This is a genomic window from Rhodococcus sp. NPDC006774, from assembly GCF_040636045.1.
In the GTDB taxonomy this organism is placed as follows: domain Bacteria; phylum Actinomycetota; class Actinomycetes; order Mycobacteriales; family Mycobacteriaceae; genus Rhodococcoides.
In genome coordinates this window covers 56,192-75,538 of sequence record NZ_JBEYIW010000017.1, presented here as the reverse complement: position 1 = coordinate 75,538, position 19,347 = coordinate 56,192, and the positions used below count along the sequence as shown (strand labels likewise).

Sequence of the window (19,347 nt, the reverse complement as noted above, 5' to 3'; positions counted from 1 at the left end):
TAACGCATCAAGCGCCTTTCGATTGAACGGATGCGAGTGGGGTCGATGCGGGGGCGGGTCCGTCGTCGGGGACCGAGACGTTGCCTCCTGCTACGGAGACGAGCGGGGAGGTGTCGAACTCGATGCGGGTGCCGCCACGCACCACGTCATCGAGGCCCAAGCGGGCGGCGATGGCCGACATGTACGGGGCGAGGCCGAAGTCGACCAGCTCTTGTAGTCGGGCTTGGGTGTTGACGTAGGTGTTCGATCCACCCGGTGTGGTCGCGTCGAGCAGGGTGGCGGGGATGCCGGTGACGCGGGCGATGTCGACGGCGGCGGCGTTGCGTCCGTCGATCAGGAGTGCCGGGTCGCGTTTCCCGGCTTCGATGAGTTCGATGTTGGAGGAGACGTAGGTGACTCCGTGCCCGGTTTCGGTGCGGGCCTTGACGTAGTCGGAAACGATTTCCTGCGCTTTTGCGCGGGTGATCGGTTCTCCCGCAACCTGTTTCAAGACAACGTTAGTGACCGGGGTGTTGGCGGCGGTCGCTACGGCGCGGGCGAGGGTGCGGGCGTGTGTGATCGCAGATGCCCCGACCGTGAGAATGCCTTCGGTGATGCCGGGAATGAGGATCACCGTTCCGGTGTCGACCTGTTGATCTTTGTAGATCACGTGGCCTTCCGGGTCGACTGTCCAATCGTCGTAGGGAATCCGGTCGGCGGCGGCTACTTCGCCGGAGCTGTCGCGTTCGACGGCCCATGCGGACCAGCCGTAGAAGAACAGGTCGTCGGCGGTGTTGAGCATTCGATGGAACGGGGAGATCGGTCCATCTGTGCGGTCGAGCCAGGTGGGGCGGAACTCGGTCGGCAACACCCCTCCGCCGTCGAGTGCGACGAGGGGGCATTGCGCGATGTTGGTGACGATCAGGGTGCGAGCGCGGGCGACGGCGGGGACGCGCATCGCGGCGGCGCGGGTGATTCCTTCGGTCGGCCAGTAGTCCGGCGCGGTGATCGGTTCGAGGTGGTTAGGGCTTGCCCACGCGCTTTCCGGGGCGACGTGATCGACCATTCTTGTCAGTGCGGCGGCTTGCCGAATCGTCGTCAGGATTCCCATGCGGAGAAAAGTAGGTGAGCTGTTCACGCCGACGGGCCATCAATGATGCTCGCAGAGCTTTGCGTCCACCGGCTTGGTCGCCGTGGAATGCGCGCAGATGTCGCGCGGCGGCAGTCCACACAGCGGCCAGTGATGTCGAGGCGATGCGCCACTCACACCTGTTACAGACCGCGACTCGCACCGCGCCGTTGTCGATCGTAATCGGTTGGCCTGCATAGGGTTCGGTCATCTTGTGTGAGTCAGCCTTCCATGGTGACGAGCATCGGTTCGGGTTCGCTATCGGGCGGATGGGTGACGATCCACAGGGCTGCGAGGAGGGCTTCGATTTCTGCGATCGACCCGACCGAGTGTTTGCGGGAGAGTTGGCGGCCACCTTCGGCGACGGTGCGCAGGACCGCCCCGCGCCATGCTCGGCGCATTCCGTCGTCGTGCCGCAGGAGCAAGGTCGGTGGACCTTCGCCGCGTTTGGGTGCGATGCGGGCGAGCATGTCGTCGGTCGCGGTGGACCATTCACGCGGCGTGGGCGCGGCGTGGGCGACGGTGAGTGCGTCGGCCAATCGGCCGGATGGTCCGTCCGGGTTGACGCCGACGCCGATCGGCCGGCGCGCTCGGGTGATCGCGTCGACTGTGTTTGCGGCCCACGTGACGCCGGGGCCGGAGTCGACCACCTCGGCTACGTAGACGGTGTTGTCGTCGCGGGTGATCTGTGCGACGACGACGACTGCGGAGAACGAGCGGTCGAACGAGGTAGCGGCACCGACCGCGAACCGGGCACCTTCGGGGATGGCGTCGGGGATGGTTGCGGTGTCGAGTGCGGCTTCGGAGACGAGGGGGTCTTTCGATCCGGTGGCGCGGTTGGCGTAGCCGCGCACGAACTCCGCTTCGTTGGTCATCTGAGTGCGGGCGGCGTGCAGGGCCTCCATGCCCATGGTGTGACCGAATGCGGGATGGTAGCGGGCGATGGTGGCGAAGTCGGTCGGGTCTTCGTCGTCGGGGACACCGAAGTCGATCAGGCATGCGTCCGGTTCCTCGCGGGCCTTGTCGATCATCCCGTCGAGCCATTCGGAGTCGGCGGTCCCGCGTGTGGACAGGATCACCGTTTGCGCACCGAGCCACGGTGCGCGGTGGCGGGTGGTTTGCGCCGGGGAGATACCAGACATGAGTGCGTCGCCTTGGGCTTTCGTGTACTCCCAGGACTCATCGACCAGGTTGAGGTCTCCTTGTTTGCCGTGCAGCGATCCGGCGGTGGGTGGGTGCGCCCGGAACTCGGAGCCGTTATGGAACTCCATGGCGGTGTTGGCCGATGCCCGCTTGAGGTCGAAGATCGGCGCGAGTGGGGATTGCTGTGCGGGGCGGGCCATTTCGAGGAAGTTGGCTCGGGCGTCGAGGCCGGTCTGTGCGGTGTACCAGATGCGACTGTTGGGCACCATCAGCGACCTGTAGACACCTTTGGCGAGGTTGCCGATCGTCTTGCCTGCCTGGCGTTGGACGGTGATGACGACCAGCTTGTAAAACAGGCGACCGGTAGCCGGGTCCACTTCTCCTGCGAGGTCGGCGGCGGCTGCCTGCCAGGGCATGAACGGGCGACCGAGAGCGGCAGCGATGCGGGCTTCGCCGGGGCCGTGTGTCTTACGGGTGTAGTCGCGCGGGGTCATGTACCTCGGAGGGGGCATCTGTGGTCGTCGCGCCGAGTCCATTGAGCAGATCCTTCAGGGAGTTGTCTGTTTCGGTGGCCCGCGAGTCCGGTGTCAGTCGCAGCTCGCGGAGCGCTTCGGTGACCGCCGGGAGCAGCTTGGACGATCCGTACGGCTTGTTCTGTTGCTCGAACGCATCGAGGGACCAGGCGGCGGCGCGGACGAGGGTGACGAGAGCTTCGTCCTCGGGCTTGATCAGGTCCGACTGAGCGGCGGCGTCCATTGCCCGATCGACCGCCTGGGAGTGGCGACCGTGGTTCGACGCTCGAACAGGGGCGGCACCGAACAGGTCGGCTTGGCCGTCGCCGGGTGCGCGGGGGTCTGGTCGTGGCATCGTGTCCTCCTGGTGTGTACCGACCCCCGGTGCCCAGTGCTTCGGGGGAAAACTTGGCAGACGCGGGGCTTCCTGGGGGTCTAACCCACCGGAAAACCCCTGGTCAGAGCATGTATTGAGCGTTTGCGCTGGTCACAGCGGTATGAATGAGTATGCATCACTACGCATCATCATGTGACGGTTGGCCCGGTGGTGGACTGGTCCAGTCCAGCGATGCGGGGGCACGACCGGTGGGCAGTGGATGCAGGGCGAACCACACCGACAGTGGCCGATCACCGCGCGCACTGTTGCACGACTTGTGTGCGGGCCGCAGGTTCTCCAGGGTGTCCGGCCCACCTCTGTTGCGGGCGATGACGTGATCGGCGGTGGTGGCACCCATACGCCCGCACAGGTGGCAGCGTCGACCGTAGGTCGCCAGCGTCAACGCTGTCAGCTCGGCGGCGGCTCGGCCACCCCACTCGATCACACCTGCACACCCACCCGAGACAGTGAAACAGCGAGCCGTTTCCGGTTCACCCGCTGCACCTTGCCCAATACTGTTGCGCCCCTTACTACTTCGGTGTCGTTCAGGACATACGACTCAGCGAGGCAGTCGACCAGTGCGGGGCAGCCATGGCACATCGAGTACTGCCATGCCGGGACGATCAGGTGTGAGCCCGACCCTGGTTGGCCGGTCGGGGCGTCCCAGTCGTCGGGGTCGGTGTCGACGCACGCGGCACGATCCCGCCATCCGGTACGGGGCACCAACGTGGCCGGTGCTTCGAGGGTCACTGTTCGATGCCCTGTTGCCAGCAGTCGAACAGGTGCGAGGCTTCCTCGAGGGATCGGTGCGCGGACGTGAGGTGTCGGTAGAGCGGGTCGAACACGGCGCGGTCGAGCGGCATGATCGGGATGACCGCAGTGCGGACCACCAGTAGTTCGTCGGTGAGCACACGTAACCGGGCTGCGATGGCGTCACCGGCGCTCTGCCGCCACATCGCCGCGTGAATCTTGTCGGCCAGCTCATCGAGTCCAGGAGACTGCGGATCGGTCATCGCCGTGCCCTCCGCTTCAAGGCCTGTGCCGCGTCACGTTGTTTCCTTGCGAGCCGGGCCGCGTCGAAGTCGGTGGCGCACTGCATGTGCGAGAGGACATTGTCGGCAGTCCAGGCCACCGAGTCACCGGCATTGACCGGCAGGAGGCACAGTCGGCAGCGGTCATCGAACCTTGCCTTGCGTATCAGTGGTGGGCGAGCTTTGTGATTGGCCATGTCTATCCCGTATCTGTGAGTGGACAGGGGTGGGGCATCGTCGCCACCACCCTAGGAATCCCCGGAAGATCGCCCCTACATCCGTTCAGGGACAACGAAAGTCGCGGCCTGTCGATTTCGGCAGGTCGCAATTCGTTGTATTACCTCCACCAAAGGAGCTACCTCTGGCTTCGGTGGGCAGTGCCGGAGTCCGCCCCGCGTGACCGGCAAGCTGGTCGGTTAACGTCGAACCTTGCTGAAAGCGACGTGGAGATGGTTGAGCTAGTTGCTGGTATCACCACCGTCGAACAGGGTGGGAGGTTCTGTGTCTGTGTCCACGCGGGCGCGTTCGGCGCGGCAGTCGGCACACAGGAGTGTTTCGGGCACAAAGCGTTTCGGGTCGAACGGGCGCTGGCAGTCCACACAGTGCCGCCGGATGACCTCGGGGGGCGGCGGGCGACCGCGACGCCACTTCACGCGAGCGGGATCGACACGCTCACTAGGGAGGGGCCACTGTTGTTTCCATGGCCCACGCACAACATCACCCACCGTTGCTCGCCCTCCACTCGGGAGAGCAGGCAACGAGGGTGTCGCGGAACGTAACTCGGGGCTCGATATCGGTGTAGAAGGAACGCTCTTCGCTCGCGTATCCACGCGCCCATTCATCCAACCGATCGAGCTGCGGATGACGCATGGACCAGTAGGTGTCCACACAGAACCGGACCCACCGGTTGCGGGTATGGATCACAGTGCCGCCCAGAACGACATGGACCAGACACCGACCCACACCACGAACCCCGCTGCAAGGACCAGCACGGCGAACACACGCGCCAGCACGACCGCAACCCTGCGAACAGTCCTCACCGGCGATGCTTCCCAGCGGGATGGCGGGCCATCGACGCCGACAGCTGCATCACATCGACAGCGTTCGCGATGACACCCGGGTGCAACTCGGCGATGTAGCCGAGCACGGCGAACACATCCGACTCACGAGCCTCGAACAACACCTTCACAGCAGCATCGTCGGCAGCGCGTGACTCAGCCTCGGTCGGCACCGGCTCGATACCGTGCGCGCTCACGCGGACACCCCACGACGAGACGCGGCGAAACGCTCGACCTCGGCCGGATCGAATAAGAACGCGCCACGCGGACCGGGAGCGCGGTGTCGCGCTGCCAATCGGCCGTCGAGGACCATTCGGGCCACGGTGGCGTGATGGACGCGAAGTCGCGCGGCCACTTCGACTGTGGACAGCAAGTCTGAATGCATATGCGGTACCGTACGCGATTGCGTAGGAATTGGCACGCACTTGCATGACGAGTCGTCGTTTGTCGGGACAGTTCCAACCTGTGACCAGCGAGGACTTGAAAGTTGTCAGACCAATTGCGTAACGTTACGCAACATGACGGTTAGCTACGCGGGGCGCATGATCCCCGCCCTCGATCTGCCCGCGCGTCTAGTGCTCGCCAGGATGGCTGCCGGGCTGAATCAGTCCGAGCTGGCGAAGGCCATCGGCGTATCTCGAGCCACGGTCTCGCTGTACGAACGCATCGACGCGGAAGGGATGGCGGCTTCGGTCAAAGCCAACATCCGACGGGGCACCGTCATGGCGTGGGCGATGGCGACGGGCGTTGACGCGAACTGGCTCATGACAGGAACAGGCCCCCCATCCGATGACGGGGGGCCTGCGATTGTGCGCCCGAAGGGATTCGAACCCCTAACCTCTTGATCCGTAGTCAAGTGCTCTATCCGTTGAGCTACGGGCGCATGTTCAGTTATCCAACTGGTCTAGCTGAACGGTAACGATCTACCGTTCGTGGCGGAGGCGAGAGGATTTGAACCTCCGGTCCCGTTGAAAGGACAAGTCATTAGCAGTGACTCCCATTCGGCCGCTCTGGCACGCCTCCTAGGCTGCCGGCCCTCTCGGACCGCCGAGGAAAGAGATTACACACGGCAAAGGCCAGAAGGCAAAACGGCTGGTCGACGCCTCTGGTTCGCGCGGCGTTCGCGTAAAAGATGCTTGTTGCTCTTCAGCGCATGAAGCTGTCGAACCAATCGAAGATTCGGGTCTGCGCGTCGACGAGCGCCGCCGCTGCCGGGTCGCTGTGATCGGAGCTGCCCGGTTGTTCGCGGGGATGGTCGGCTCGATGCTTCAGCCCCGAATAGCTGACGACGTTCGTGGCCACTGAGGCGCGCGTGGCGGCGTCGCGAAGGGCTTCGATGTGATCGGGTGGGGTGTGCGGGTCGTCCTCGCCGTAGAGACCGAGCCAGGGGGCCTGCAGCTTGGGTGCTGCCTCGACCAACGCGACTGCGTCGGAGTTGAGCGGTTCGACGATTCCGGCCGCAGCGACACTGACCGCCGCCCCGACCGGACGGCTGGTGGCCACGATCAACGCTGCCGTCCCTGCGTCGTCGAACCCGATGACTCCGACACAGTCGGGGTAGACACCGCGTTGGACGAGCCAGTCGGAGGTGGCGTCGAAGTCCGCGAATAGGTCGTCGCCGAATACTTCCTTGTCGTCGCCGTGGCCTCGATGGAACAGGTTCGGCGCGACGGCCAGCCAGCCTTCCAAGGCGAGCGCGCGCAGCAGGTCGAGCAGAGACTCGGGCACCTCACGGGCCTCGTGCAGCACGACGATTCCGCCGCGAGGTGGCCCATCGGGTTCGACGGCCGTCAACGGAACTTTCTCTCGCGGGGGTGATTCGTGCGCGGACGTGTCCACCACGTCGTCCGCGCCGACCGTAGGCGCGGAGGCGGACCGAAGAACTGCGACGTCGCTCAATATTCCCGACATACTTATCGAAGATAGGACGATCGGTCCGGTCGTGCACAGCAATATCACGGACGCGTAGAAGTCAACCCCGAACCTGGGCGCATAATGGCAGCCGTGACCGCGCGCATCCGCCCCGACCTCGACGCCATCCCCGCCTACGTTCCCGGCCGCACCTTTCCGGGTGCGATCAAACTGGCGAGCAACGAGACGACGCAGGGACCGCTGCCGAGCGTGCGCGACGCGATCGCGGAGGCCGTCGCCGGCGTCAATCGCTACCCCGACAATCGAGCGACCGCGCTCGTCGAGTCACTGGCGAAGAAGCTCGGCGTCGCCACGGAGAACGTGGCCGTCGGAAGTGGTTCCGTCTCGCTGTGCCAGGAGGTCGTTCAGATCACCTGCGGCCCCGGCGACGAAGTGTTGTTCGCCTGGCGCTCGTTCGAGGCGTACCCCATCGTCACCAGCGTCGCCGGCGCGACGCCCGTCCGGGTTCCGTTGACCGCCGACCACGTGCACGATCTGGACGCGATGCTCGCCGCGATCACCGACCGCACCCGGCTGATCTTCGTCTGCAACCCGAACAACCCGACCGGAACGGTCGTTCAGCGCGACAAGCTCGAGGCGTTTCTCGACGCGGTGCCGTCGAACATTCTCGTGGTGCTCGACGAGGCCTACTTCGAATACACCCGCCCCGACGCGGGCAACCACACCGACGGAGTGGAGCTGGCACGCGGACGACGCAACGTGATCGTGCTGCGGACGTTCTCCAAGGCCTACGGACTCGCCGGTTTGCGGGTGGGTTATGCGATTGCCGATCCCGAGGTGATCACGGCACTGTCGAAGGTGCGGATCGCGTTCGCTGTCAGCACCGTGGCGCAACAGGCAGCGGTGGCGTCGTTGGATGCCTCGGCGGAACTGCTGGCTCGCACCGATGGTCTCATCGCGGAACGCGATCGTGTGCGCGATGCGCTCGTGGCGGGCGGCTACGACGTCGGCGCGTCGCAGTCCAACTTCGTCTGGCTGCCGCTGGCAGAACGCTCGGGTGAATTCGCTGCTGCTGCCGCCGAACAGGGCGTACTGCTGCGCGCCTACGGAAACGACGGAGTACGGGTCACCATCGGCGACCCGCACGAGAACGAAGCATTTCTGAAGTTTGCTCTACAGGCCTAGCGCGCGCTCGAGCGTCGGCCAGGATTCACGTAGGTCGTCCTGCCAGTACGGCCACTGATGGATCCCGTACGGGCGGTAGACAACTGTCGCGGGGATGTCGAGCGACCGGAGTCGAGTATCGAACACGGTGGTGCAGTACAGCGCGGCCGCCTCGAGCGGTCCGCCCATCAGTGCGCTCTCGACGCCGCTACCACCGGGGCCGAGCTCGTACGGACCGGGCAGGCCGGTGCCGACGGACAAGTAGACGTCCTTGCCGCGGAGCGCTTCGGCATTACGTGACGGATCGTGCTCGACCCACCGGGGATCGGTGTTCTCGCCCCACATGTTGGTCGCGTTGCCGCCGTTCGTGGCGACGGTGGCGCGCACCGCGTCCTTGAAGTTGGTCTGCGAATTGTCGTAGCAACCACTCAGGCCTGCGACTCCGGTGTAGAGGCTGGGGTGACGGGTGATCAGGTCCATCGCGGCCTGGGCACCCATCGACACACCCGAGATCGCGTTGGTGCCGTTACCGGAGAAGCGCGCATCGATCAGAGGCGGCAGCTCCGACGTCAGAAACGTCTCCCACTTGTTCACGCCGAGCACCGGATCCGGCACGTTCCAGTCCGTGTAGTAGCTGCTCGATCCACCGACCGGGAGCACGACGTTGACCTGCTTGTCCGCGAAGAAGTCGACGATGTCGGTCTTCTGCGTCCAGGTGCTTTCCTTGTAATCGGATTCTTTGCCCGCGCTGACACCGTCGAGCATGTAGAGCGTCGGGCGGGACACGGCCTGCGCGGCCGGAAGAAGAACCTGGACCTGGATGGCACGTCCCATCGCGGGTGAGTCGACCCACACCGCAGCGCGACGGTCGGTCAGCATGTCCACACGATCGATGCGTGCCGACGCAGCAGGCAGGGACTGAGCTGTGATTCCGGGAGCCGCACCGCCACCGTCGGAACTGCCGGTATCGGGAAGCGGCTGCGCCCCGGCAAGACCCGACCCCAGCAGCGACACTGCCAGAGCAGTTCCCGCTACTGCCAACACTCGGCGGTGCATCAGATTGCCCATCCTCCCCCGGCGCACCCTCACGGGGCGCAACACAAACAACATCCGTCACTCAACGTACCCACCGAGTTGCGCGCACGCTAAAGCTGTGGGTTCGCTCACAATAGCCGCGTACATGCGGGTCCAAAAGTCCGCGTGATCCTTTGTTACATGTACTCGAGGCATAACGGTCTACCTGGTCGGATGTCCTCGTACACGCCGTTCACGCGGGGCACTCGATGTGACATTCGGTGGACTTTTCGGGGGTCAATGTCACATCGAGTGGACCTCTGCGGCGTCGATTCAGCCGCGGCCGGTTTCGCCCTGCAGCTTGTCGATCATTTCCGACGCCTGCGCCTTGTTGAGACCCTCGGGAACTTCCTCTCCCGCTTCCTGCGCAAGGGTGCCCAGGTAGCTCTTCTGTGGGCCGGTCATCGGCTCGTCGCCGGTGACCCAATCGTCGGGATCCTTCTCGGGGTTCTGATTGACCTGCTCGTTTTCGCTCATACGTTCGTAGATACGCCGAATCGCCGGGTTCCAAACACATTCGCGTTCGCGGAGTCGCGGCGTAGGTCACTCGAATGACTTGATTGACAGTTCAACAATTGGCCGAGAAAGCTCCACAACACATCCCCTCGATTGGAGTTCCATGAAGACGAAGAACCTGCTGGTCAAGATCGGCATCAGCGGTGCGATCGCTGCGGCCGCTCTGGTCACCGCCCCGGCCGTCGCCTCGGCCGACCCGATCACCGATTTCCTCTGCAGCAGCGGATCGGCCCAGTTCTGCCCGGTACTCCTTCCCCCACCGCCGGCCCCACTGGCGGCACCTGCTCCCTCCGGCGGGGCATTCCAGTACAAGAACTGCGATGCGGCGCGTGACGCCGGTGCCGCCCCGGTCTATCGAGGCGACTACGGCTACGGGCCTCATCTCGACCGCGACGACGACGGCATCGGCTGCGAGTAGCGAATTCGCACTTGTGCAGACAGATAACACTGATTTGTCTGCACAAGTGCGATGTCGGCGGGCGGATACGCTCATCCGGTGAGACGACGCCAGCAACCACCCCTGGCGAAGCGGCACGGTCTCGATCCCGCGCGAATCCGGATGCCCGAGGACGGCACCTGGCGCACCGTCCGTGAGTTCCTGACAGCGACCGAGTTCCGGATTCCTCCGCACCGCATCGACGCCATGTTCGACGCCGACGAGATCGTCGACATGGCCGGTCCCTTACCCTTCGACGCTCCATACGTTCCCGGCGAGGCAGTCTGGTTCCACCGCGATCTACCGTCGGAAACCGTTGTGCCGTTCGATATCTCGATCGTGTACCGAGACGACGCGTTGCTGGTGATCGACAAGCCGCACTTTCTGCCGACCATCCCCCGCGGCGGACATATCCTGCAGACCGCACTCGTGCGATTGCGACTCGAACTCGACCTGCCGCAACTGGTGCCCGCTCACCGACTCGATCGCGTCACCGCAGGCCTGGTCCTGTTCGTCATCGACCCGACACTGCGCGGCGCGTATCAGACACTCTTCCAGGATCGGAAGGTCCGCAAGGAGTACGAGGCGGTCGCACTGCATGACCCCACGCTGACCTTGCCCACCGTCGTTCGCAGCCGAATCGTCTCGGAGAAGGGGCAATTCACCGCCCACCAGGTCGACGGAGAACCCAACGCGCACACCACCGTCGAACTCCTGGAGCATCGAGACGGGCTCGGTCGCTACCGACTGACACCGTTGACCGGCCGCACCCATCAACTGCGACTGCACATGAATTCACTCGGTGTGCCGATCCTCGGGGACGACCTCTACCCGACGGCTACCGGCCGAGCCGGCGACGATTTCACCGATCCACTTCAGTTACTCGCCAGTGCAATCGAATTCATCGACCCGATCTCCAAATCTGTGCGACGCTTCGAGACCGGATTGAGCTTGGAGCGGTGGACCGAGGGCGCGCGACGGTCAGGGCCGCTCTGATCTGTCGGGTTTTGCCGAGTGACTGACTCGTTTGGCTTCGAGCAGTCGAGCATCCGCACGAGCCAGAAGCGAGTCCATGGTGTCGCCGCGCGAACTCACTGCCGAACCCGAAGACCACGCGCTGGAGGTGAGCGACTGAAGACGCTCCACCAGACTCTGGGCACTCTCCTCATCGATTCCGGGCAGAACGAGGGCGAACTCATCGCCTCCGATGCGCGCGACCACATCGGACGCACGAAGGCCGCGTCGAACTTCGGTGACGAATCGAGCCAGCACGCGGTCGCCGGCGTGGTGCCCGTACTCATCGTTCACTCGCTTGAAGCGGTCCAGGTCGATCATCACCAATGCCAGAGGTGCACCGGACTTCTCTGCCCACCGTAGGTACTGACTTCCGTTGCGCTCGAACCCGATCCGGTTCACAGCCCCGGTCAACGAGTCCGTCTCGACCTGCCGTTGCAAGCGGCGGTAGAGATAGCTCGCAGATTCGAGACAGAACAGCGACGCGAGCATCAGATTGAGCCAGGTGACCGTCAGCGATCCACTGGGGCTGAGCGCAACGCCGACGCCGGATGCCGCAATCGCCACTCCTACAACCGACCTGGCGACCAGACGACGGAAGAACCATCCGAGATAGCAGGCGAGCAACGGATAGAAAACCAGGTTGTTGATCGCGACGATCCCTTGGGTCGATGTGGCCATCTGGACCGATGTGACCCCGATGAACAAAGCGCAGCCCAGCAAAGCGATGCTCCGCGGAAACCTCTCACCCATCGCCGCCGGGATCAGAACCACAACTACGGCGACGGCCGTCCAGAGCCATGTCCACAACCGACCGAGAGCGCCAGGATCGGAGGTGACGGCGTCGAGCACCCCACTGACGGCCACGACCGCCGAGGCAAGCGAGGTGACGTTCGCAAACGGTGGATTCGTCCACAACCGTGTCTTCAAGTGCAGTAACGGTCGACTGCGGCGCGTCCTCATGGCGACAATTGTGAGCGCAGAACGAGGCCACGGTCGACCGGGGCGGTGTCGACGCCTCTCCGCGGCACCCGAGCGAACCGAACCCGGCCCACCCTTGCGGGCGGACCGGGGTTCGAACAACTACCGACAGAAACGTCTGCCTTTCATCGAGAAGGCGGCGCGCCAGGCAGGCACGTGGACGATCGAGCTGGTGCAGAGGTAGTCGGTCTTGCCGACGAGCATCGAGATCCGATCTTCATCCACCGCGATACGGCCGGTTGTAGCTGGAAGAGACTGCAATCGAGTGGCTGCAACTTCTATATGCCGTGATATCCGAGACGTTCGTAATACTCTCCGTCACTACTCATCGCGGACATGATGCGACCATCCATTGTCGACCACGCCCCCAGGCGACACGGCTCTATGAGTTCGGATGTCTCCCATGCCATCAGTTCCGGTGTACTGACGTCCAAAGCGACACCCCGCGAGCCTTCGCGAACAACAACCATCAAGTTGTCGAGCGCGGGACGCCTGTCCTCGGGCAACGTGTCGAAATTTTCATCGACGTACTCGAAGTCCGGCACCTCGGGCGCAACGAAGTCCGATGCAATCGTTCGCAGCCGATCCGACAGCAAGAGTCCACCGAACTCGGCGCGGAATCCATCGTGTACTTGGGTGTGGAACCGACGGAGATCCTCCGGGAGTCGAGGCCAGAAATCTGGAAGCCGACTCGATTCGGCCGGTAAATACCCGAAGCATGCGTCGAATGGCAGGGGCGAGGCGTTTCGGAGAATGGCGTATACGAGGATGACCCGAGTCGCATCTCCCTGTCGCGGGAGCACCCGGGCGAGAAGGACAACGATGCCACGGTCGCGAAGATGGGAGCGAGCGACGTTCCTCGTCCGTCAGGTCACCAACGCTGAGGAGTTCGAGGCGCTCGAACGGATGATGGCATGTGATGTAGTCCTCGAAGTCGCTGAGCTGCGTCACTGTTCGTCCTTCACCAGATCCCGGCCCCACAATCCAGTACGTCGACCACAGTTGATCATCTCAGTCGAAGGATCGAGGCTCAGGGGAGTTTGCGGAGACGTCGGATCTCTCTCCATCCGCTGACTCCCCACGCAATGGCGGCGAGCACCAGCAACAATCCCGCCAGAGTCCAGAAGAGCTTCATCGGCACCGGCTGAGATGCATATCCAATCATCAGAACACCGAAGACGATCAACACTGCTGATCCCCACCAGGTGGAACGGCGAACGGTTCGGATCGTCTCGTGTTTCTCCGCCACAGACATGGTTGTCCCCGTCCGGTCGGTCATCGACGCCAACAGAAGTTGGACACTCGGTTCCTCCGACGAACTGACCTTCATGAACGGCATCGCGATCACGCGGACAGCGATTGCCGCGCCGAACACCGCAACGAGCAGTGACACCCACACCGGAATGTCGGACAGACCTAGGGCCTTCCAACTCGCCGACAATCCGAGGATCAGCAGAAATGATGCCACGTAGACGATTGCCAACTTGGTTCGCGGACTCGGACGGTCTCTCATCTCGCGCTTCCTTTCCACATCTCGACCACCCATTGGGGTGATCATGCCTTGATCGCAATGTCGGGTTCGGGACGTGGGAGTCGCCCGGCTCTTCCTGCGGCGGAGCCGAAGGCGTTTGTTCCGAGCGGAAGAGCCGAGTGCCACGCGTCATCAGAACCAAGTGCTCGAACTCGAACGGACGGGAACTGACGGACTGTCGAACCCAGCAGCACTGACACTGGTGAAAGAGGTTGAAACAAGCGAACTTGCGACGCTACTGAGCTTCGACCGGGGCAAACGAAACCGGCCCACCCTTGCGGGTGGACCGGGTTCGACCAACGAACATGTGGCGGAAGCGGAGGGATTTGAACCCTTCTGTGCGCCCCTGGCGGATGCCCTATTGAAGCCCTGAACAGCGCTTTTGACTGCCAGTTGGTCGCACTGACTTTACTGGAATGCCGGCAGGTTGTGGGCAAAAGGTGGGCACGGCTCTAAGAACTGGATCGTCTTATTCGGCACTCATCTCAGCTCCGGCGGAAGCAGATCAAGCATCTCCACAGCTGAGCCGTTCCATTGATACCGGACAGGGGTGGTCTCCCCGTCAGAGCACGCATTGCACGACTGTCCGGTTCGATAGGTGAGAGTCACCGTGCCCGATTCTTCGGTGCCTGCGGCCAGATCCGTGAACGGCAGAGCCTCGTAGGTAGCTGTTCCCTGGAAGATGCCCCGGTTGAACATCAGCGCGTGCGATGGAGAGCTGCCTGTACCGCCCTCAATGGACACGACAACAGCCGACAACTCGGCGCACGGGTCGAAGTTGCTAGCTAGCGGAACACCTGACCATGATCGTCCGGTAATTGGTTCAGGGCCGAGTTTCGCCAAGCCACCAGCGATGGCCTCCTGTTCAGCGAAGACGCCGCATTCGGAAGAAGGTTCCTGCGCCTGCGCGCTTGTTGTCGTTCGACCAGACGGGGGCGATACCGGCTGCCGAGGCGACCCCGTGTTCACCGAGCGAGTTCCGGCCGAACATTCTTGTGCGAGGACGTCACGGAAGCGGGGGTAGGGACCCTCGAAGTACATGCTGCTGATCATCGATGAGCCGCTGAATGCTAGATCGTTCGGAAGTTCGAGAACCTTAGTCACAGTCGCGGGTAGGTCAATGCTGATCACGTTGGCGTTCTGATTTACTTCCAGCTCTTCAGCAACGACCCGGTCGCCTTGCTCCACATACGCCGAATAGGACCCTTCGACCTGGCTGCTCGGACCGATGCTGACATTGACTGTCGGACTTACTCTTGCGGGGTCTGACAGGACTAAAAGAACGGAAAGTTGCTCACGTCCGTTGAACCACTCAGACGTAGGTTGCGGCACCGTGTCGATGAATGCCACGGACAGATCGATACCCGATTGGTCGAACCTGGAGAGCGTCATGTTCTCGGCCACCTGGGACGTTGCCGTTCCCTCTGGAGCTCCTGTGCAGTTCACTGTGCTGGGGATGCTCAGGCTCGGTGCCTGGTTACTCGTCGCTCCACAACCCGCCACAGCCGCCGCCGACACGACGGCCACGGCAAGCGTTGCGCCGACCCCTTGTCGTGTAATCCGAACGAATCTATTGCCACTGCCACCCGAGCTACCCAATGCCTGATCCCTCCACTGTCCCGCAAACTACATCGTGGGTCATATCCGATTTTGGGATATTTGGTTACAGGGCGATGCCCTTGTCCCGTGGAAAAGTCGATCTACTCAGCCGAGTACAGGCAGCTTTGCCTGAAGCTCCGCTCGCTGAGGGTCGCGGCAGGATTGACACAGGCCACAGTGGCGGCGACCCTTGGCGTTCCACAATCGTTCGTCAGCAAGTACGAGTCCGGAGAACGAAGGCTGGACGTGATTGAGCTCCAGCACGTAGCCCATGCACTGGGTACAACAGCCACTCAGATCTTGTTGGGCCTCAAACCGGAGGATTGAGTCGCCGTCTGACCACGAGACTCGCTTCGGGGCCCATCGTCCCGGCTTGCTGACCTCTCGATGTGTCTCAACTGTCAGGCAGTACAGCACCCTCAAGCAACTCATGCCCTGTACCGAACCTGTACTAAGTGCGCATACCTACAGGTCGGAAGGTCCACATCGGCGACCTCCCAACTTTTCCAATTCGACATACCACCGGAAATTCTGTGTGAGTACGGCCGAACACACTGTGAAGCAGGCGGACGCTTGCGAGACGGCTGTCGACTCGGTCCGCCCTTAACAGCCATTGTCGACGAACCTGCCACCGGCCTACCGAGTTTTGCCGCGAATTACTTCGGCCTATTCGTCCGACTCCACTTGGCCTTCGCCTGGTTATCTCGACCTTATGGACAAGGCGCGCAGGGTCCTGACCCAGCATGCCGCCCAGCCCTAGGCCCGTTCCCACCCACCTTGCCCGGTGCAGTTCAATAAGGGTCGGTCTACCCACCCTCGTTGCACTCGTCCTTGCAGCTAACCCCGCCTCTTCAGGAGACATACATGCGTCGTACCGCAATTGCCGTAATTGGAGCACTATCAGCTGTCCCGCTTGCCTTTCTCTCCTCCGCGCCGGCGTCGGCAAATCCGGGCGACATTGAAGCCGTCTTCACCACCACGGTCAATCCTGATGGCGGCAATTCGGTCACTGGAACATTTTCCGCGAAGAAGGCGAACCAGCCGTTCTCCTGCGTCATGAGCGACAACGCCGTTAGCGGTGAACTGCTCCTCCACGGCACTAGCGGATCCAACCAGCCGCCCCGTCCCGTCATATCCGTCACGGATACCGACGTGCCTGATGGCAAATACGCCATCGAGTGGATCTGCTACATGTTCGACACGGAAACCGGTCAATTGGTTCATGACGGAACCACAGCGGCTCTGGCCGGGCAGCCTGGCTACAGTTCGCCGACCATGCTTGAGGTTCCAGCAGTCGTGATCCCAGAGCCTGAGGCTCCGATCTGCACCGGGTCGGCTTGCTTGCCAACAGGATCATTTGGCTTTTGACTTGATTGAAGCGCTTCAGTTCGTGCTGGTGACGGGCCCACGGCGGCAGCGGTGTCTCTACGGCGACCATCTGCCACAAGTGAGCCGCCCCGATGGCAGGTTTTGTGGGATCCTGTCCCGGATGTAACGCCCTGGCCACGGACCGGGATCAAGGGTTAAGCACTCGGCGGACTGACCTGTCGAGCGACGTCCATCCCGATGGCACCAAGGACAGTTCATGTGGATTCTCTTCTACATTTTTGGCGGCTCACGACGTAGTGGCCCTCACCCGAATTCCTTGAAGGCTCGAAGGAATCGCAGAAAGGCAAGCAAGCGGGCAGTCAAGCACCAGATCGCCCACGAGGTCCGGTTGCAGAAGGCGCGGAGAAGGGCCGGACTGACGAGGTCCGAAGAAGGTGCGCATCACACGGCTAGTGGGGGCAAGACATACAGCATCCGTCGAGGCTGGGGCCAGGACTAAAAGCACTCGTCGTGTTCTGCGCGACCGGCAGCGATGTCGGCGGCGTAAAGGCCCGTGAAGCACCGAGGACAGATCCCACGGGTGGCCACGTGAGACAGACAGTCACAACTCTGGCAAGCCGGACAGAGCGCTTCGGCGCACTTGATGCAGCGCTCGGAAGCCGCTGTTACCTCGAACACCTCATTGCATGCTTCGGAAGAGCACACCCGGTCGGCAACCGACCAGCTGTCGTCCGCGTACCGCTCAAGCTTTCGTCCCACCACGAAGGCATAACTACCCCCGGCTAGCGCAACATCGAGCGAAACGTCATCGCGGGTTGCACCGCTACCGTAAATGATTCCGGTTGACGAGCGACCGTGCCCACCATTCACCCCTTTACTCAAGACCTCAGCGATCAAGTGCGCAAAGTCAGGTTGAATCATGCCCCGGGGTGGCGGAGCGAGAGCGGTGTTCGTCGACATCCCAAACTCAACACGGCCCACGAGATCGCAAACTGTTGCGAACAGCTGTTCCCCATCGAGATATGAACGGACGGCCCGGACCAGAACCGCTTGCCTCGACGCCCGAGTCTTCTCGAACAAGGAGACCAGCGTTTGTGACGAGAACCGTGCGGTTGGGTCTAAAAAGTGATCAGGAATCAAAACAGTCGAGGCATAGACGTCGCTGAGGTCCTCTTCGATCCAACCCCGCAGTGGCTGACCGATCTTCCACAAGATGTCTTGCCAGGCTTCGTCGTGAGCTTGGAGGTGGTGACCAAATTCGTGCAGAACGGTGAAGTTGTCGCGTCCACTGCCAGTGCGTGCCAGGGTGATAGTCGGTGGATCGGGGCGATACAGCCCGTCGACGGAACACCCCTCAGGCCTGTGGTCGGTGATCCGGATCCGGATCGTCGAGTTCTCGGTGATCGCGTGGGTGGGGTTCTCGAACAGCGCATCGTTCGGGATTCCATCAATCGTCATAGAGCGCTCTCGAAGCCGAGCAGCAAGTTGCTCGAGGATGCCCTGCTGACGCCACGCGTCGTTAGAACCCACCTCCGGAATGAGTATCACTACTCGTTCCTCAACCGGCGCACTGCCCGTTCCATCAGCTCGGCAGTTCGGTTGGTGCCAGTTGCCGTGCGAGCGGCCAGAGCAAACTCTGACTGCAGCGCAAGCCGGACGTCCAGCTCGGGCAGATTGCGGGCATCTCCGACGGCCCTGAGGTCGTCCTTGTAACGGGGCTTTCGCAACTCTCTCACCCACTCGCCCGACGCTGGCTCAAGAATCTCTCGCACATCAAGACCCCATGCGTCCGCAAGCAACTCAGCCTGCTCTTTCGTGGGGACACGGTCCTGCTTCAACAAACTGGACGCATCGGGCACAGTCACGCCTAGCGATTCTCGGACTTCGCTCACCTTGGCACCCTGCTCCAGTAGGACATCCCGCCGGAACACACCGTAGCCAGGCAGATCAGTCGGCCACTCGTTGAAGCAGAGGTGTTGGTATTGCCGCAGCAGTTCAGCGATAAAGGCGGCCTCGTCTGCCTCCTCCCCACCGAAGACCTCAAGCGGGGGCGAATGACCAGTGCGGACGGCGGCCCGTACTTCCTCGACCACGTCGGTCGACAGCCCGAGTCCGACACGCCGATGCAGCAGATGGCGTCCGAGGCCGGTCTCCGCCACAGACCAGAGTGCGAGTTCCGCGTGGAGATCGGCACTTTGCAATCTGAGCGCTGGCCCCGCCGCGGGATCAGGTGGAACCGTCACCGGCCAGGCAAGGATGTAGTCGTCCCGAACTCGGGAAATCAGAACCAGACCGACGGCAGCACTATTCCAGCTGAGCAGCCAAAGCTCGCCGACACTTGGCTGGGGACAACTGCCAACTTCCCATGCACCGCGGCCCTCAGGGGGGATGGAATTAGGAGCCCTGTCTAGGCTCAGGTCTTGCATGCGTTCCTTCTTGTCACATCGTGGGCTCAGTAGGTCAGTTGGAGATCAGTACCTGATCCGCTCCCAATACTCAAGAAACTCGCTTCGCCCCGGCTCCTGCAGATGCCCATAGAACGGGCAAAGCACCTCGTTCCCGAACCGCGATCCTTCTATTGTGTGCTGAAACCTCTCTGACCA

Annotated in this window: 22 protein-coding genes and 2 tRNA genes; 6 read left to right on the top strand and 18 right to left on the bottom strand. The window is 62.7% G+C overall.

Annotated features, from left to right (window positions below; all coding sequences use genetic code 11):
- Positions 1-7 precede the first annotated feature (7 nt).
- From ABZ677_RS21630 to ABZ677_RS21595, 8 genes are all read right to left on the bottom strand, one after another.
- Positions 8-1,090, bottom strand: a complete 1,083-nt coding sequence (locus ABZ677_RS21630) for a phage portal protein (RefSeq protein ID WP_358373093.1) — start codon at positions 1,088-1,090, stop codon at positions 8-10.
- Between the two features lie 239 nt (positions 1,091-1,329).
- Positions 1,330-2,745, bottom strand: coding sequence for a hypothetical protein (locus ABZ677_RS21625; protein WP_358373091.1), 1,416 nt, complete (start codon positions 2,743-2,745; stop codon positions 1,330-1,332).
- Positions 2,720-3,118: a hypothetical protein gene (locus ABZ677_RS21620; RefSeq protein WP_358373088.1), complete on the bottom strand. Its 399-nt coding sequence runs from the start codon at positions 3,116-3,118 to the stop codon at positions 2,720-2,722. Before ABZ677_RS21620 ends, ABZ677_RS21625 begins: the two co-directional genes overlap by 26 nt.
- A gap of 160 nt (positions 3,119-3,278) precedes the next feature.
- Positions 3,279-3,584 (bottom strand): HNH endonuclease signature motif containing protein, encoded by a 306-nt coding sequence (locus tag ABZ677_RS21615; protein WP_358373085.1) that lies wholly within the window; start codon positions 3,582-3,584, stop codon positions 3,279-3,281.
- The gene (locus tag ABZ677_RS21610; RefSeq protein WP_358373082.1) at positions 3,581-3,889 is read right to left on the bottom strand and encodes a hypothetical protein; all 309 of its coding nucleotides are present in this window, start codon (positions 3,887-3,889) and stop codon (positions 3,581-3,583) included. Before ABZ677_RS21610 ends, ABZ677_RS21615 begins: the two co-directional genes overlap by 4 nt.
- A complete protein-coding gene (locus tag ABZ677_RS21605) occupies positions 3,886-4,152 on the bottom strand; it encodes a hypothetical protein (protein ID WP_358373080.1) in 267 nt (88 codons plus the stop codon). Before ABZ677_RS21605 ends, ABZ677_RS21610 begins: the two co-directional genes overlap by 4 nt.
- A gap of 1,054 nt (positions 4,153-5,206) precedes the next feature.
- Positions 5,207-5,425: a hypothetical protein gene (locus ABZ677_RS21600; protein ID WP_358373077.1), complete on the bottom strand. Its 219-nt coding sequence runs from the start codon at positions 5,423-5,425 to the stop codon at positions 5,207-5,209.
- Entirely contained in the window at positions 5,422-5,613 is a 192-nt protein-coding gene (locus tag ABZ677_RS21595) for a helix-turn-helix domain-containing protein (protein WP_358373074.1), read from the bottom strand. Before ABZ677_RS21595 ends, ABZ677_RS21600 begins: the two co-directional genes overlap by 4 nt.
- A gap of 133 nt (positions 5,614-5,746) precedes the next feature.
- On the opposite strand from ABZ677_RS21595, the gene ABZ677_RS21590 reads away from it, so the two are divergent.
- Complete coding sequence (locus tag ABZ677_RS21590) at positions 5,747-6,073, top strand: helix-turn-helix transcriptional regulator (RefSeq protein ID WP_358373070.1); 327 nt, start codon at positions 5,747-5,749, stop codon at positions 6,071-6,073.
- Here ABZ677_RS21590 and ABZ677_RS21585 read toward each other — a convergent pair.
- From ABZ677_RS21585 to ABZ677_RS21575, 3 genes are all read right to left on the bottom strand, one after another.
- Positions 6,039-6,111, bottom strand: a tRNA-Arg gene (locus tag ABZ677_RS21585). The genes ABZ677_RS21590 and ABZ677_RS21585 overlap by 35 nt on opposite strands.
- Positions 6,112-6,161: 50 nt before the next feature.
- Positions 6,162-6,251: transfer RNA gene (locus ABZ677_RS21580), tRNA-Ser, on the bottom strand.
- A 123-nt stretch (positions 6,252-6,374) separates the two neighbouring features.
- Positions 6,375-7,139, bottom strand: a complete 765-nt coding sequence (locus ABZ677_RS21575) for a dienelactone hydrolase family protein (RefSeq protein ID WP_037187291.1) — start codon at positions 7,137-7,139, stop codon at positions 6,375-6,377.
- 93 nt (positions 7,140-7,232) lie between these two features.
- Between ABZ677_RS21575 and hisC the strand changes: the two genes are divergently transcribed.
- Positions 7,233-8,285: a histidinol-phosphate transaminase gene (hisC, locus tag ABZ677_RS21570; RefSeq protein WP_358373067.1), complete on the top strand. Its 1,053-nt coding sequence runs from the start codon at positions 7,233-7,235 to the stop codon at positions 8,283-8,285.
- On the opposite strand, the gene ABZ677_RS21565 is transcribed toward hisC, so the two are convergent.
- Positions 8,274-9,320 (bottom strand): alpha/beta hydrolase family protein, encoded by a 1,047-nt coding sequence (locus ABZ677_RS21565; protein ID WP_037188761.1) that lies wholly within the window; start codon positions 9,318-9,320, stop codon positions 8,274-8,276. The genes hisC and ABZ677_RS21565 overlap by 12 nt on opposite strands.
- 291 nt (positions 9,321-9,611) lie before the next feature.
- Positions 9,612-9,815: a DUF3072 domain-containing protein gene (locus tag ABZ677_RS21560; protein ID WP_037187289.1), complete on the bottom strand. Its 204-nt coding sequence runs from the start codon at positions 9,813-9,815 to the stop codon at positions 9,612-9,614.
- Between the two features lie 142 nt (positions 9,816-9,957).
- On the opposite strand from ABZ677_RS21560, the gene ABZ677_RS21555 reads away from it, so the two are divergent.
- Both ABZ677_RS21555 and ABZ677_RS21550 read left to right on the top strand, forming a co-directional pair.
- Positions 9,958-10,272 (top strand): excalibur calcium-binding domain-containing protein, encoded by a 315-nt coding sequence (locus ABZ677_RS21555; RefSeq protein WP_358373063.1) that lies wholly within the window; start codon positions 9,958-9,960, stop codon positions 10,270-10,272.
- 78 nt (positions 10,273-10,350) lie between these two features.
- A complete protein-coding gene (locus tag ABZ677_RS21550; RefSeq protein ID WP_358373060.1) occupies positions 10,351-11,286 on the top strand; it encodes a pseudouridine synthase in 936 nt (311 codons plus the stop codon).
- Here ABZ677_RS21550 and ABZ677_RS21545 read toward each other — a convergent pair.
- The 3 genes from ABZ677_RS21545 to ABZ677_RS21535 all read right to left on the bottom strand — a co-directional run bounded on the left by ABZ677_RS21545 (position 11,272) and on the right by ABZ677_RS21535 (position 15,220).
- A complete protein-coding gene (locus tag ABZ677_RS21545) occupies positions 11,272-12,234 on the bottom strand; it encodes a GGDEF domain-containing protein (protein ID WP_052047306.1) in 963 nt (320 codons plus the stop codon). The two genes, ABZ677_RS21550 and ABZ677_RS21545, sit on opposite strands and share 15 nt — an antisense overlap.
- Before the next feature lie 1,081 nt (positions 12,235-13,315).
- On the bottom strand, positions 13,316-13,798 hold the full coding sequence (locus tag ABZ677_RS21540) for a hypothetical protein (RefSeq protein ID WP_037187279.1): 483 nt from the start codon (positions 13,796-13,798) through the stop codon (positions 13,316-13,318).
- Between the two features lie 498 nt (positions 13,799-14,296).
- Entirely contained in the window at positions 14,297-15,220 is a 924-nt protein-coding gene (locus ABZ677_RS21535) for an LppP/LprE family lipoprotein (RefSeq protein ID WP_358373056.1), read from the bottom strand.
- Between the two features lie 282 nt (positions 15,221-15,502).
- On the opposite strand from ABZ677_RS21535, the gene ABZ677_RS21530 reads away from it, so the two are divergent.
- Together ABZ677_RS21530 and ABZ677_RS21525 are read left to right on the top strand one after the other, a co-directional pair.
- On the top strand, positions 15,503-15,742 hold the full coding sequence (locus ABZ677_RS21530; protein WP_358373053.1) for a helix-turn-helix transcriptional regulator: 240 nt from the start codon (positions 15,503-15,505) through the stop codon (positions 15,740-15,742).
- Positions 15,743-16,279: 537 nt separating this feature from the next.
- The gene (locus ABZ677_RS21525; protein WP_358373051.1) at positions 16,280-16,783 is read left to right on the top strand and encodes a hypothetical protein; all 504 of its coding nucleotides are present in this window, start codon (positions 16,280-16,282) and stop codon (positions 16,781-16,783) included.
- Between the two features lie 456 nt (positions 16,784-17,239).
- Here ABZ677_RS21525 and ABZ677_RS21520 read toward each other — a convergent pair whose 3' ends face one another.
- Both ABZ677_RS21520 and ABZ677_RS21515 read right to left on the bottom strand, forming a co-directional pair.
- The gene (locus ABZ677_RS21520; protein WP_358373048.1) at positions 17,240-18,292 is read right to left on the bottom strand and encodes a hypothetical protein; all 1,053 of its coding nucleotides are present in this window, start codon (positions 18,290-18,292) and stop codon (positions 17,240-17,242) included.
- On the bottom strand, positions 18,292-19,170 hold the full coding sequence (locus ABZ677_RS21515; RefSeq protein WP_358373045.1) for a hypothetical protein: 879 nt from the start codon (positions 19,168-19,170) through the stop codon (positions 18,292-18,294). The genes ABZ677_RS21520 and ABZ677_RS21515 overlap by 1 nt, the downstream gene beginning before the upstream one ends.
- Positions 19,171-19,347: the final 177 nt, after the last annotated feature.